Origin of the sequence: Croceivirga radicis (assembly GCF_002072105.2) — a bacterium.
In the GTDB taxonomy this organism is placed as follows: Bacteria; Bacteroidota; Bacteroidia; order Flavobacteriales; family Flavobacteriaceae; genus Croceivirga; species Croceivirga radicis.
Genome location: NZ_MTBC01000004.1, coordinates 13,136 through 26,309, shown reverse-complemented (window position 1 = coordinate 26,309; position 13,174 = coordinate 13,136). Strand labels below are relative to the sequence as shown.

Genomic DNA, 13,174 nt, shown 5'->3' with positions numbered 1-13,174 from the left:
TTATGACCATATTACTATTTGGGGTAACCAAAGATATTATTGGCACCCCAACCTTATCTATACCTACAGCTAATTTTACAGGTAATAAAACCTTGAAAACCGTAGGTGATTTAAGAAGATTTTTAACTAATGGGTATCCAGAATTGGCCAAGCTAACATCCTTGGCTATTGCCGTTAATAACAATTATGCAAAGGACACAGAGCCCATTAATTCATACGACGAAATTGCTTTAATACCTCCTGTAAGTGGAGGGTAAATCTATATGGAACAATATCTTAAAGAGACTGCGTATTTAAATTATAGCGCCAAGGAAATTCAAGACCTAATAGAACCTTTTAAAAACAAAGGGCTTACTCCGGTTGAAATAGCCAAGCAGGTGTACCTATTGGTCAGGGACGGTTATAGGTATGATCCTTACACGATCAGCATAGATAAAAACCATTATATCGCCAGTAATTTGGCGGTCAAAACCAAAGGGCATTGTATAGATAAGGCAATCATATTAATAGCTGCTTTAAGGGGATTGGGAATACCCGCTAGGTTAAGATTGGCTAAGGTAACCAACCACATAGCAGTAGAACGTTTAACGGAACGTTTTGGCACCAATGTGCTTACCCCTCATGGTATGGCAGAAGTTTATTTAAACGGAAACTGGGTTAAGGCAACTCCTGCGTTTAACAAAGAACTATGTATCTTGTGCAAGGTAGCTCCCTTGGAATTTGATGGAGAAACCGACTCGATGTTTCAAGAGTACAATCAAGAAGGTGCGGCGTTTATGGAGTATTTAGAGGACTACGGCACCTTTGATGATGTGCCGCTGAATTTTATGTTGGAAAATATTAGAGAACACTATCCTACGGTATTTGCCGTGGATACTGATAAAACCACATTTAAGTTTTAAATTCGTTTTATGTTGATAGACAATCACAATAGGGTAATCAATTACTTAAGACTTGCGGTTACAGACCGTTGTAACCTTAGGTGTAATTACTGCATGCCTAGTGAGGGAATCAACTTTGTGAAAAAAGACAAGCTACTTTCTATAGATGAGTTAAAACGAGTGGCTCTAATTGCTGTTGAGCAAGGCATTGAAAAGATACGAATTACTGGTGGCGAACCTTTTGTGCGAAGAGATTTAATGGAATTGCTTAGGTACTTAAGTAATCTTGATGGCCTAAAGGATATAAGTATTACCACAAACGCCACGCTAATAGGTCCTTATATACAAGAACTAAAAGAATTGGGTATTACCAATATTAACGTAAGCTTAGATGCTATTGAAAAAGCCACTTTTGAGCGGATTACCAGGCGAAAGCAATTTGAAACGGTCTATGGTAACTTGGTGAAATTAATTAATGAGGGCTTTAATGTTCGTATTAATTTTATTGTGCTAGAAAACCAAAACGAAGGAGACATTCTATCCATTTTAGATTGGTTCAAAAATTACCCGGTGAGCATCCGATTTTTAGAAGAAATGCCTTTTAACGGTGGTACTAAAGGGTTTTCTAGTATTAAATGGAATTATAAAGCCATTTTGGAACACATACGTACCGTATATCCAAATTTCAACAAATTAGAAGTACCAGCCACCGCTACTGCTATAAATTACCAAATAGAAGGGCATACAGCTACCTTTGGCATAATACCATCTTTTAGTAGAACTTTTTGTGGCAGTTGTAATAGATTAAGAATCACCGCTACAGGAGATATAATTACCTGCCTATACGGAAAACCAAAGGCCAACCTAAGAACATTTTTGCGAAACACTGCCAACAATTCTGAAATCGGCGGTATTTTAAAGCAGGTTATAGGCAATAGAGCTAAAACAGGGTTTGAAGCGCAGGAAGAACATAGTACGGTGTTTGATAACTCCATGACTTCAATTGGTGGATAATTTAATGCAGATGAACAAATTATTTGGACTAGTATTGACCGGTGGTAAAAGTAGCCGTATGGGAACGGATAAAGCGTCAATTAACTATCATAAAGAACCTCAAAGCAAATACCTCTATAAACTTTTAGAACAGGTTTGCGATCGTACATTTTATAGTATTGGGGATCAACAGAAAATAGTAGATTATCCTGATGAAAAATGCATTTTAGATTTAAATGAATACCGAGGCCCTCTTAATGGTATTTTAAGTGCCCACAAAGCACACCCAGATGCTGGCTGGTTGGTTTTGGCGTGTGATTTACCCTTAATAGATCTTGAAAATTTAAAATTGCTTAAAAAGGAGCGCGATACCCAAAAAACTGCCACGGCCATGGCCACTCACAAAACAAAACTCCCAGAGCCACTTGTTGCTATTTGGGAGCCTGAAGGATTAAAAGAAGCCATAGCTTATATGGAAGCTGCTCAGAGTTCTTGCCCAAGAAAATTTTTAATCAATTCAGATACAAAGTTGGTATTTCCCATACATGATAAGGTATTATTTAACGCTAATACATTGGCAGAATATGAACATGCCAAATCCATACTAGCCAATGAATCCATCTAGGTACTTAAGACAAACGTCACTCATTGGTTTTGGGGCCATTAATCAAAATAAACTACTGCAGGCAAAGGTATTAGTGGTTGGTTTAGGAGGTCTGGGTGTACCAATAGCTCAATACTTAAATGCAATGGGAGTTGGCACTATTGGTATTGTAGAAAATGATGTTATAGCGCTACACAACCTACAAAGACAAGTATTGTATGCAGAAAACGAAGTGGGAGCGCCTAAATTGGCAGTTGGTTTAAAAAAGTTACAAGGACAAAACACGAACACCAAGTTCATCCCTTTCAATACCTATTTAAATGCCACAAATGCCTTAGAGATAATTGCACAATTTGATGTTGTCGTAGATGCTACGGATAATTTTGGAACTAGATATTTGATTAACGATGCCTGTGTTATATTAAATAAACCATTTGTTTACGGAGCCTTACATGGTTTTGAAGGACAAATAAGTGTTTTTAACTTCAAAAACGGACCTACATATAGATGTTTGTTTCCCCATCCACCAAAACAGGATAGTATTCCAGATTGCAACGTTAACGGCATTTTGGGAGTACTACCTGGTATAATTGGTACGTTACAAGCTCTAGAGGTTATTAAAGTGATAACGGATATTGGTGAACCCCTAACGGGAAAACTATTGCTGTATGATGGTCTTACCCAACAAACTAGAAGCATTCAGTTTAAAAGACAAGCGAGCTCTACAAAAATTAGTCAACTTAAAGCTGCTTACGAAACACCAGATTGTGTTAATGATTTAGATACCATAACTATTGAGGAATTTTTAAGATTGAAAACACCTTTTGATTTATGGGATGTTCGTGAGCCCAGTGAATTTAAGGATTTTCATTTGCCCAATGCAATTAACGTACCCTTGGGTCAGTTGCAAAATCGTTTAAACGAATTGTCGACGATTAATTACACGTATTTGGTATGCCAATCTGGTAAAAGAAGTGCTACAGCTTATCAAAAAATAAAAGCTCATAAACCAAACGCGAAGGTTATTAATGTTTCTGGAGGCATAAACCACTATTTACATCATTATGGAAATAGTTGATTTTATGCTATTGGCAGTATTTTTTTTTGTAATCGCACTTTTATATTCTAGTGTAGGTTTTGGTGGTGGTAGTAGTTATTTGGCCTTGTTAACCCTGGTGCTCGTCAATTTTTATACCATTAGAAGTACGGCATTAATCTGCAATTTAACGGTGGTTACGGGTAGTTGTATATTATATTATAAAAAAGGACATCTTTCTCTAAGGAAATTCCTCCCATTTATAATAGCTAGTATTCCTTTTGCTTTTCTAGGCGCTATGTTCAAACTCACACAAGATGTGTTTTTTATTATTTTAGGTTGTTCCCTAATCGTTTCTGCATTGGCCCTGGCATACCAAACACTTAAAGCAAATTTTAAGGCAGAGCCTAAACATTACCCATCATGGGTGAGTTATGCGTTAGGGGGCACAATTGGGTTTTTATCGGGTTTGGTAGGTATAGGTGGTGGTATTTTTTTAGCACCCCTTTTAAATCATTTAAAGTGGGATAAACCGGTAGTAATTGCCGCTTTGGCCAGTTTTTTCATTTGGGTAAATTCTATTTCCGGACTTGGAGGGCTAATGGTATCAAATACGCTATCCTTGTTTTGGCCGCATATAATTGGGCTTCTTATAGCCGTTTTTTTGGGTGGACAATTGGGAGTTAGAATAAGTCTGGGTAAATTATCTGCCAAGGCAATTCGCTTAATCACTGCCATATTGGTATTTTTAGTAGGCATACGTGTGGTTTGGGTTAATGGACTACAATTAAATTTCTAATTATGATTCCTTTTGAAGAAGCAAAAGCCATTGTTTTGGATAATACGGCCAATTTTGGTGCGATAAAAGTAGACTTAGATACCGCAGTAGGTCAGTATTTAGCAGAAACGGTACGTACAGATAGAGATTTTCCGCCATTTAACCGGGTTACCAAAGATGGTATAGCAATAGCGTTTGAGGCATACGAAAGCGGACAAAGGGAATTTAAATTAACTGGTATAGCGGCAGCAGGCACACCAGAATTAGAATTAAATGATAAGTTGCAAGCCATAGAAGTGATGACAGGAGCTATGTTACCATTAGGTACGGATACTGTAATCATGTACGAACAGCTTAACATACAAGATGGAACAGCAATTATTGAAAAAACAGTTAAGCAAGGTCAAAATATTCATAAACAAGGCTCAGACGAACCTCGAGGCAGTGTAGTTTTAGAAAAAGGCCTAAGAATATCACCTGCGGAAATTGGTGTTTTAGCTTCTGTAGGTAAAAAACAAGTTGCGGTTTATAGAAAGCCAAAAGTAGCCATAATAGCTACCGGTAATGAATTGGTAGCGGTAGAAACAACTCCCAAACCACATCAAATAAGAACAAGTAATGCCTATAGCATTGCTGCAGCCCTTGAAGAATTGGGAGTTTCTTGGGAACGCTTTCATTTAAAGGACCAACCAGAAGAACTTAAATCAGCTTTAAAAAACCTTTCACTTAAGTTTGATGTTTTGGTTTTAAGTGGTGGGGTATCTAAAGGTAAATACGATTATATTCCAGAAATATTAGAAGCCATTGGTACCTCCAAGTTGTTTCATCGGGTACAACAGCGCCCGGGCAAACCGTTTTGGTTTGGTAAAAATAAAAAGGAGAATACCACCATTTTTGCTTTTCCAGGTAATCCAGCATCTACATTTGCAAATTTTCATATCTATTTTGTACCCTGGCTATACAAATGCTTGCATCAAGAACCAGAATTACATAAAATACAATTGGTTGACGCTTTTAATAACGACCTTCCGCTTACCCGTTTTGTTAGAAGCTATGCTAGCCTAACTAAAAATAGGCTAGAAGCAAAATTAATTTTAGGCAATGGTTCTGGGGACTTAACTAGTTTATGCAAAGCCAATGGATTTGTAGAATTAGCCCCAGATTGTTTACATAAAATAGGAGATTGGGTACCTTTTATACCTACTAAAAGAATCATTTAGATGACACACGAATTCAAAAAAATTATAGCCGCTTACAAAGAAAAACACACTATGGGTGTTACCTGTGTACTTGCTAGTGTAGTAGGCTTAGAAGGCTCTTCTTATAGAAGGCCTGGGGTACGTATGTTATTAGCCGCTAACGGTAAAATAGTTGGTGCCGTTAGTGGTGGGTGCATAGAAAAGGAAGTTGCAGTACAGGCGGTTAGTGTTTTTAAAACTGGTATACCTAAGGTAATAACCTATGATGGTCGTTACCGTTTAGGTTGTGAAGGTATTCTACAAATTTTAATCGAGCCGTTCGCTCCTACAGTAGAAGGATTGCACAAAATAGAAGCTGTCTTACGATCAAGGGACTATTTAGAAATACATAGTTATTATTTACCAGAATTCAAGGAGGATAGTGCATTTGGTTCCACCGTGGTACTGGCAGAAGAACAAATTCCTCTAGGAAATACCCTTGTAGACCCCAAAGACTTGAATTGTTTTAAACAAAAACTTGCACCCTGTTTTAGATTGCTAATTATTGGTGGGGAGCACGATGCCGTAAAACTATCTGAATTTGCCACTTTAACCGGTTGGGAGGTCACAGTTGTGGTAGATCCTAGGGATGCAAAACATATTTCTGATTTTCCAGGAGCAATTAAACTTATAGAAACAGACGCTGCAGCTTTAGAAGTAAGTATAGATAAGCAGACCGCAGTAGTATTAATGACTCATAGTTTTTCTAAAGATTTGAGTTATTTAATAAAACTTAAAGATTGTTTTCCTGCCTATTTTGGATTATTAGGTCCTGCAAAGAGAAGAGAAAATCTCTTTGCCGAATTATGGGAACAGCAACCTAATATTTCAGAAGATTTTATGGCTCAAATTAAAGGCCCGGCAGGTTTGGATTTAGGAGCAGAAACCCCAGAGGAAATTTGCTTATCCATTCTATCCGAAATTTTGACAGTGATACGTAGAAAAGATGCTAAACCTTTACTGCAAAAAAAAGACAGAATACACCTGTAATGAGTAAATTACGATTTTCAGGAGTGGTAATCTTAGCTGCAGGCGAAGCAAGCCGTATGGGAGCGCCTAAGCAATTATTACCATGGAAAAATAGTACCTTGTTAGAACAAGCCTGTGATAAAGCTAAAAGCCTATCAGATACGGTTGTTGTTGTTTTGGGAGCTCATGCGAACGTAATATTAAAAGATTTAACGTTATCGGTTCCTTATATTATCAATGACAAGTGGATGCAGGGCATGGGTACAAGTATTAGTATGGGGGTAGATTATTTAAGTAAGAATCAAGAACTACAAAATATTCTAATTCTTTTGGCCGATCAGCCGTTACTGGAGAGTACGTACTTAGAAAAGTTAATTTTAAACTGTGACGTAGATAAAATCTGTGTAACGAAGTATTCTGGCTCGGTAGGGGTACCTGCAGTTTTTGATAAAAAATACTTTACAGCGCTTGTAAGTTTAACAGGTAGAGTAGGGGCTAAAAAACTGATTTGCACTTATGAAAAAAACCTGGTCAAAATTACTCCTGAAAATGAGCAGTTGGTAGATATAGATGACAGGGAAACCTACGAAAAGCTATATGCAAAATTTGGAAAACCGAATTAGGTGTCCATTTTTTTTACTTCTTTACTTTTGTTGCTATCCAGTTCCTGAAAAATACCACAAGAAATTTGTCTTCTAACCAAAGAACTCTTTTTGGTTTTTGACTTTGCCTTTATTTGATCGTTCAAAAATTTCATACAACCATAACGTTCAGTGTTCTAGTTGATTGTTCTGAATTAAAAATTTACATTTTGATTTAACATTACCCGTTGTTCCATTAATTCCAAAATGGAAATCCAATTCATTTTTAAAAGTAATTTGGCGGTTGGTATATTTTCTTCTAGAACGGCATTCTGTATACTGTCCCATTGTTGTAAAAAAGAATCGGTAAGTAATTTATCTTTTAGATAAATACCTTCATAAAAACCAATCTTGGTGTGTAAATTTAAAACCAAACGTTGCAATACTTTATTTTTCCCTAATTGTAGCAATCGCTTATTAATTTCCAGTCTATTTTTAACAGTATATACTGTGGTTTTCACCTCAAAATTTGCCGCAACACTTTCTTTAAGGGAATCTAAGGCCAAAACTTCCAATTCGGATACTGTTTGGTATAAATCCTGTAAAATATTTAGATTAAGATTCGGGATTATAAATCCTCTATTTGGAGCAGAAACTACGATTTCGCTTTGCTCTAATTGACTTAAAGCCTCACGAACTGGAGTAACGCTTAAATTTAATTCACGTGCTATTTTAGCTAGATTTAAGGTTTGTTCCATTTGAAGGTTACCTTTTTCTATTTGGTGTAATAAGTGTTCTCTAACGTGGTCTCGTAACATAATTAAAATCGTATACGATTTAAAAATACTAAAAAATTGCCTTTCTATTGAAAAGTACGTTTACAAGGTTAAAAAGAATAACTTTGGTCTTTGTTTTATGCACATGAAAAAAGACTCCAACCCGCAAACCCTATTTATAGTATTGGCATTTTTTGCAATCTATGTTATTTGGGGTTCAACATACTTGTTAAATAAAATAGCGGTTACGGAATTACCTCCTTTTATGCTAGCCTCTTTTCGATTTGTTACTGCCGGAATCCTCATTTTTCTTCTGGCTAAATTAATGGGCAAGCCTATTGGTATATCTATGCGGCAGTTTAAAAATACGGTCATAGCCGGATTTCTATTTTTAAGTTTTGGCAATGGGGTAGTAGTTTGGGCCTTACGGTTTATAGATAGCGGTTTTGCCGCGCTTGTAATTTCTATACAACCTTTAATAGTGCTTTTGTTAATGCGTATTTTACAGGGTAAAAAAATAGTACCTATGAGCCTTATTGGCGTAGGTCTTGGTATGATAGGGATTTACCTTTTGGTGGGGCAAGAAGAATTGCTCCAAAATGAGAATAGCGTTCTTGGGTTAATCATGATATTTGCGTGTTTACTAAGTTGGGCATATGGCAGCCTTTTTGTTGGAAAGGCAGATTTACCTAAAAATTACTTTGTAAATACAGGTTACCAAATGTTTACAGGTGGTATTCTATTGGCATTTATGAGTCTAATTTTTCAGGAAGAATGGAGTTCGCCAACTCAATGGACAGGTAAAACCCAAATAGTTATGATTCTTTTGGTTCTTTTTGGCAGTATAATAGCCTTCACCGCTTTTAATTACCTGTTAAAAACCGTTTCACCAGAAAAAGTAGCTACATCTACGTACATAAACCCAATTGTAGCCTTATTCCTAGGCTGGTTTTTCTTAGATGAAATTGTTACCAACCAATCTATACTAGCCGCTGCTGTTTTGCTTACCGGTGTGTATTTTATCAACACCAAAAAGAAGTTGGTTATTTTTTCTAGGTTTAGACGTAAACAAGGTGAAATTTAGGCACATTTTTTGGTACTTAAAATAGTAGTTTTTATATGAAATAACCATTTCATTAAGAATCCTTATATTTTTATATATCAAATTATTAGCTATGAAAAAAATATTCAGCTTTTTGTTCTTGGCGACTTTGGTTTTAGTCGGTTGTAAAGCAGTAAAAGATTCCAATAGTCTAACTTTTAATCCTGAGTTAAAAACAAGCTTAGAAAATGCCCATTTTAAATTTGAGGCAAAAGAAATACAACCCCTAACCACAACCGCATTATCTGCCGTTACCAATAGTGGTTTAATTCCTCCTGGTAGTAGCCCATCTAGAATTGTAATTAATGGCGGCAGCAACTTTTTAATAGTGAAGAATGATACTTTAACGGTAGATTTACCTTATTACGGCGAACGACAATTTGGTGGGGCGTATAACGCGGAAACTGCTGGTATTAAAGTTGAAAAAGCACTTAGTACTATTAATTTAGAGTATGTTCCTAAAAAAAATACATTTGTTTTTAGTTTTAAAGCAAATGGGGTAGATGGTGAAGGTTTTGACTTTAGGGGTACCGTATTTACCAATGGTAACGCAAACTTACAAGTATATAGCTCTTATAGAAACACTATAGCCTATAGCGGTAAAATAGATACTTTGGATGAATAAAAAACCGCTTGTTTTTACACAAGCGGTTTTTAAAACTAAAATGCAATGGTTTAAATACGGGCAAGTTCTTCTGGAGCAAATATTCTTGATTTGACCACAAAGCGTAATCCCAGTGGAATTTCCAAAGAAAAACTAGAACCCCTTCCGGTTACCACATCAATAGTGAGTTGCGTATGCCTCCAATATTCAAATTGATCTTTACTCATGTAAAAGTCACAGCCGTAAATTGTTCCTAGTAGCACATCGGTTTCGTTTAACATAAGTTCTCCTTTAGGAAAACACATAGGTGAAGAACCATCACAACACCCTCCACTTTGGTGAAACATAAGTTCTCCATGTTTATTCCGTAATTGGTCCACCACTTGTTTTGCGGCATCCGTTATTAATACACGTTCTACCATTTTAGAAAAAGCCTAAGGCATTTTTATCATGGCTAACCAGCATATTTTTAGTTTGCCTATAGTGGTCTAACATCATTTTATGGTTTTCCCTGCCAATACCAGACTTTTTATAACCGCCAAAAGGGGCGTGTGCCGGATACAAATGGTAACAATTTACCCAAACCCTACCGGCTTGTACGGCCCTAGAAATTTGGTATGCTTGGTGCGTATCTCTTGTCCATACCCCCGCACCTAAACCATAAAGCGTATCGTTGGCAATTTCAATGGCTTCTGCTTCATCTTTAAAGGTGGTTACACACGCTACCGGTCCAAAAATTTCTTCTTGAAAAACGCGCATTTTATTGTTCCCTTTAAGTAAGGTAGGTTGTATGTAGTACCCACCTTCTAGACCTTCGTTATAAGCGGCAGCCCCACCGGCCAAAACCTCACAACCTTCGTCTTTGCCAATATCCAAGTAATTTAGAATTTTCTCGTATTGATCATTACTGGCTTGTGCCCCCATCATAGTGGTTGGGTCTAATGGGTGACCAAGCTTTATGGCCTTTACACGTTCAATTACACGTTCTATAAACTGGTCGTAGATACTTTCTTGTATTAAAATCCTAGACGGACAGGTACAAACTTCGCCTTGGTTTAATGCAAACATAGCGGCACCCTCTAGGCATTTGTCAAAAAATGCATCATCTGCGTCCATAATACTCTCAAAGAAAATGTTAGGCGATTTACCGCCCAGTTCCAAGGTTACCGGTATAATATTTTTAGAAGCATATTGCATAATCAATTGGCCAGTGGTGGTTTCTCCCGTAAAAGCGATTTTATTAATTCGTGTGCTAGAGGCCAATGGTTTACCCGCTTCAACCCCAAAGCCATTTACTACATTTAGCACCCCATCTGGTAAAACACCTTCTATCAATTCCATTAATAATAGAATACCAACTGGTGTTTGTTCTGCAGGTTTTATAACCACACAGTTACCAGCAGCTAAGGCAGGAGCCAATTTCCAAGCGGCCATTAAAATTGGAAAATTCCAAGGAATAATCTGCCCAACAACCCCTAAAGGCTCTTTTACGTTCATACAAATAGTGGTACTATCCAGTTCGCTTAACGAACCTTCTTCAGCTCTAATTACCCCTGCAAAATACCTGAAGTGGTCTATGGCCAAAGGTATATCCGCTGCCATTGTTTCTCTAATAGCCTTACCATTATCCCATGTTTCTGCCCTTGCCAAAGCTTCAAGGTTCTCCTCCATAATAGCTGCAATCTTGAGTAGTTTATTGCTACGTTCGGTTGCAGAGGAGTTGTTCCACGCTGGTGCAGCCGCCCATGCCGCATCAAGGGCAAGATTAATATCTTCTTCGGTAGATCTTGCAATTTTGGTGAAACTATTACCATCTACAGGAGATATGTTATCAAAATACTGCCCTTTTACAGGAGGTATCCATTTGCCACCTATATAGTTATCGTATTGATTTTTAAACTGTGGCTTTCTAAGCACATCTTGTTCGGTAGTTTTTACATTGCTCATAATTATATCTATTTATACAGTTTGTGAATACGGCTAAATGCCTAATAGCCAAATTAGTAGAAATAGAGGCTATCTTTTATGAACATTTCTATCTACTGTTTGCACAATTCTATCAAATTGTAGTAAATTGATAATTATTAACGCTAATTTTAAGAATATTACAGAATTGAAATTGAATAATTAGCAAATTAACAAAGCAATGATGCAGCTGCCAAAATCATTCTATGAAAGCCGAAGATTAACCACATTGGTAGAGAACTATACGTCCTATACCATGGATGAAGTTGCCATGCATGTATTTGAAACGCATAAGATAGCCCAACAGGTACATTTACAATTTAATACTCCGGTGCTGGCCAGTATGTTGCAGGGAAAGAAAATAATGCACCTTAGGGATAAGCAATCTTTTGATTTTTTACCAGGTGAATCACTTATCTTACCTGCTAACGAATTAATGCGGATAGACTTTCCGGAGGCAAAAACAGATAATGCCACGCGCTGTTTGGCCATGGAAATTTCAGAAGAACGTATTGCTAGGGTAGTACAGCGTATGAACGAACAAATGCAGCGTACGGATGGTAGGGAGTGGAATTTGATGGATTATAATTTTCATTTCACCAATGATGGTGGTATTTATCAAATACTGCAGCGTTTGGTTTACCTGTTTACAGAGAATCATCCATCCAAGGAGTTATTTGTTACCAATATGGTACAAGAACTTATCATAAGGATTTTACAGGCCAATTCAAGAAAAGCTTATAGTGCTCAAAGTAAGTCTTTAGCTAGTACGCACAAATTGGCTTATGTAATTGAATATATAAAAGAAAATATCCAAAGGCCTATAAGTAATGAGGAACTAGCTGCTAAAGCGTATATGAGCACGTCTAATTTTTACAAAGTCTTTAAAAACGAAATGGGATGTTCTCCTGTAGAATTTATAAATCAGGAACGTATAACCAAGGCTACGCAGTTGTTGCAAAATCCAGACTTTAACCTTACTGAAGTTTTCATGGCCTGTGGCTTTACCAACCGTTCTTACTTTAATCGCGTTTTCAAAAGGACGAAAAACAGTACTCCAAAGGCCTATAGAGACCGTTTTATGGCACTTTAGTACTAGTTATCAATACTTTTTGCCCAAATCTTTCTTGGTTTCGGTTAGTACCTGTACCTTCGCCCTAAATAGATAAGAAAGCGAAATATACGTTTATGAGTACAGTAAAACAGAACGACACCGTACAAGTACATTACACCGGAAAATTAACCAATGGTCAAGTTTTTGATTCTTCTGAAGGGCGCGAACCTTTAGAAATTCAATTAGGTCAAGGTATGTTAATTCCCGGATTTGAAGAAGGTTTATTGGATATGGGTGTTAGTGAAAAGAAGACAATTACTATTCCAGTTGATAAAGCATATGGGGAAGTTCAAGATAACTTGTTTCAGACCATTAACCGTAGTGAACTACCTGGCGAAATAGAACCAGAAGTAGGTATGGGTTTGGTAGCTCGTAATCCGGATGGTAGGGAGCAACAGTTGCGTATTGCTAAAGTAGAGGCAGATACGGTTACTTTAGATGCCAACCACCCATTAGCTGGGCAAGATTTAGTGTTTGATTTAGAATTGGTTGCTATTAAATAAGGTAGACAAAACCAATGCACTTTAATATAA

Annotated in this window: 16 protein-coding genes; 13 read left to right on the top strand and 3 right to left on the bottom strand. The window is 36.9% G+C overall.

Features of this window, described 5'->3' with window-relative positions:
• Positions 1–2 precede the first annotated feature (2 nt).
• From BUL40_RS07085 to BUL40_RS07045, 9 genes are read left to right on the top strand one after another with little or no spacing between them, the layout of a single operon-like run.
• Positions 3–257, top strand: a complete 255-nt coding sequence (locus BUL40_RS07085; protein WP_080318665.1) for a MoaD/ThiS family protein — start codon at positions 3–5, stop codon at positions 255–257.
• A gap of 6 nt (positions 258–263) precedes the next feature.
• Positions 264–902 (top strand): transglutaminase-like domain-containing protein, encoded by a 639-nt coding sequence (locus BUL40_RS07080; protein ID WP_080318664.1) that lies wholly within the window; start codon positions 264–266, stop codon positions 900–902.
• A gap of 9 nt (positions 903–911) precedes the next feature.
• The gene (gene moaA, locus BUL40_RS07075) at positions 912–1,895 is read left to right on the top strand and encodes a GTP 3',8-cyclase MoaA (RefSeq protein WP_080318663.1); all 984 of its coding nucleotides are present in this window, start codon (positions 912–914) and stop codon (positions 1,893–1,895) included.
• 10 nt (positions 1,896–1,905) lie between these two features.
• Positions 1,906–2,499, top strand: a complete 594-nt coding sequence (locus tag BUL40_RS07070; RefSeq protein WP_080318662.1) for an NTP transferase domain-containing protein — start codon at positions 1,906–1,908, stop codon at positions 2,497–2,499.
• Positions 2,486–3,556: a HesA/MoeB/ThiF family protein gene (locus BUL40_RS07065; RefSeq protein WP_080318661.1), complete on the top strand. Its 1,071-nt coding sequence runs from the start codon at positions 2,486–2,488 to the stop codon at positions 3,554–3,556. The genes BUL40_RS07070 and BUL40_RS07065 overlap by 14 nt, the downstream gene beginning before the upstream one ends.
• Positions 3,543–4,313 (top strand): sulfite exporter TauE/SafE family protein, encoded by a 771-nt coding sequence (locus BUL40_RS07060; RefSeq protein ID WP_080318660.1) that lies wholly within the window; start codon positions 3,543–3,545, stop codon positions 4,311–4,313. The genes BUL40_RS07065 and BUL40_RS07060 overlap by 14 nt, the downstream gene beginning before the upstream one ends.
• Before the next feature lie 2 nt (positions 4,314–4,315).
• The gene (locus BUL40_RS07055; RefSeq protein WP_080318659.1) at positions 4,316–5,512 is read left to right on the top strand and encodes a molybdopterin molybdotransferase MoeA; all 1,197 of its coding nucleotides are present in this window, start codon (positions 4,316–4,318) and stop codon (positions 5,510–5,512) included.
• Positions 5,513–6,520: an XdhC family protein gene (locus BUL40_RS07050; RefSeq protein WP_080318658.1), complete on the top strand. Its 1,008-nt coding sequence runs from the start codon at positions 5,513–5,515 to the stop codon at positions 6,518–6,520.
• Complete coding sequence (locus BUL40_RS07045; protein WP_080318657.1) at positions 6,520–7,122, top strand: nucleotidyltransferase family protein; 603 nt, start codon at positions 6,520–6,522, stop codon at positions 7,120–7,122. Before BUL40_RS07050 ends, BUL40_RS07045 begins: the two co-directional genes overlap by 1 nt.
• Positions 7,123–7,295: 173 nt before the next feature.
• On the opposite strand, the gene BUL40_RS07040 is transcribed toward BUL40_RS07045, so the two are convergent.
• The gene (locus BUL40_RS07040; protein ID WP_080318656.1) at positions 7,296–7,898 is read right to left on the bottom strand and encodes a GntR family transcriptional regulator; all 603 of its coding nucleotides are present in this window, start codon (positions 7,896–7,898) and stop codon (positions 7,296–7,298) included.
• Positions 7,899–8,001: 103 nt separating this feature from the next.
• On the opposite strand from BUL40_RS07040, the gene BUL40_RS07035 reads away from it, so the two are divergent.
• Complete coding sequence (locus BUL40_RS07035) at positions 8,002–8,940, top strand: EamA family transporter (RefSeq protein WP_080318655.1); 939 nt, start codon at positions 8,002–8,004, stop codon at positions 8,938–8,940.
• Between the two features lie 91 nt (positions 8,941–9,031).
• Positions 9,032–9,583 carry a DUF4251 domain-containing protein gene (locus BUL40_RS07030; protein ID WP_080318654.1) on the top strand — a complete coding sequence of 184 codons (552 nt, stop codon included), beginning with the start codon at positions 9,032–9,034 and terminating at the stop codon, positions 9,581–9,583.
• A 50-nt stretch (positions 9,584–9,633) separates the two neighbouring features.
• On the opposite strand, the gene BUL40_RS07025 is transcribed toward BUL40_RS07030, so the two are convergent.
• Positions 9,634–9,984: a DUF779 domain-containing protein gene (locus tag BUL40_RS07025; protein WP_010516826.1), complete on the bottom strand. Its 351-nt coding sequence runs from the start codon at positions 9,982–9,984 to the stop codon at positions 9,634–9,636.
• 1 nt (position 9,985) lies between these two features.
• Complete coding sequence (locus BUL40_RS07020; protein ID WP_080318653.1) at positions 9,986–11,509, bottom strand: aldehyde dehydrogenase family protein; 1,524 nt, start codon at positions 11,507–11,509, stop codon at positions 9,986–9,988.
• Positions 11,510–11,708: 199 nt separating this feature from the next.
• Between BUL40_RS07020 and BUL40_RS07015 the strand changes: the two genes are divergently transcribed.
• Positions 11,709–12,620, top strand: a complete 912-nt coding sequence (locus BUL40_RS07015; protein WP_080318652.1) for an AraC family transcriptional regulator — start codon at positions 11,709–11,711, stop codon at positions 12,618–12,620.
• A gap of 95 nt (positions 12,621–12,715) precedes the next feature.
• The gene (locus BUL40_RS07010; protein ID WP_080318651.1) at positions 12,716–13,144 is read left to right on the top strand and encodes an FKBP-type peptidyl-prolyl cis-trans isomerase; all 429 of its coding nucleotides are present in this window, start codon (positions 12,716–12,718) and stop codon (positions 13,142–13,144) included.
• Positions 13,145–13,174 lie beyond the last annotated feature (30 nt).

Coding starts and splice junctions, on each gene's coding strand:
- BUL40_RS07085 (WP_080318665.1), top strand. CDS start 3: ATGACCATATTACTATTTGGGGTAACCAAAGATATTATTGGCACCCCA.
- BUL40_RS07080 (WP_080318664.1), top strand. CDS start 264: ATGGAACAATATCTTAAAGAGACTGCGTATTTAAATTATAGCGCCAAG.
- moaA (WP_080318663.1), top strand. CDS start 912: ATGTTGATAGACAATCACAATAGGGTAATCAATTACTTAAGACTTGCG.
- BUL40_RS07070 (WP_080318662.1), top strand. CDS start 1,906: ATGAACAAATTATTTGGACTAGTATTGACCGGTGGTAAAAGTAGCCGT.
- BUL40_RS07065 (WP_080318661.1), top strand. CDS start 2,486: ATGAATCCATCTAGGTACTTAAGACAAACGTCACTCATTGGTTTTGGG.
- BUL40_RS07060 (WP_080318660.1), top strand. CDS start 3,543: ATGGAAATAGTTGATTTTATGCTATTGGCAGTATTTTTTTTTGTAATC.
- BUL40_RS07055 (WP_080318659.1), top strand. CDS start 4,316: ATGATTCCTTTTGAAGAAGCAAAAGCCATTGTTTTGGATAATACGGCC.
- BUL40_RS07050 (WP_080318658.1), top strand. CDS start 5,513: ATGACACACGAATTCAAAAAAATTATAGCCGCTTACAAAGAAAAACAC.
- BUL40_RS07045 (WP_080318657.1), top strand. CDS start 6,520: ATGAGTAAATTACGATTTTCAGGAGTGGTAATCTTAGCTGCAGGCGAA.
- BUL40_RS07040 (WP_080318656.1), bottom strand. CDS start 7,898: ATGTTACGAGACCACGTTAGAGAACACTTATTACACCAAATAGAAAAA.
- BUL40_RS07035 (WP_080318655.1), top strand. CDS start 8,002: ATGAAAAAAGACTCCAACCCGCAAACCCTATTTATAGTATTGGCATTT.
- BUL40_RS07030 (WP_080318654.1), top strand. CDS start 9,032: ATGAAAAAAATATTCAGCTTTTTGTTCTTGGCGACTTTGGTTTTAGTC.
- BUL40_RS07025 (WP_010516826.1), bottom strand. CDS start 9,984: ATGGTAGAACGTGTATTAATAACGGATGCCGCAAAACAAGTGGTGGAC.
- BUL40_RS07020 (WP_080318653.1), bottom strand. CDS start 11,509: ATGAGCAATGTAAAAACTACCGAACAAGATGTGCTTAGAAAGCCACAG.
- BUL40_RS07015 (WP_080318652.1), top strand. CDS start 11,709: ATGATGCAGCTGCCAAAATCATTCTATGAAAGCCGAAGATTAACCACA.
- BUL40_RS07010 (WP_080318651.1), top strand. CDS start 12,716: ATGAGTACAGTAAAACAGAACGACACCGTACAAGTACATTACACCGGA.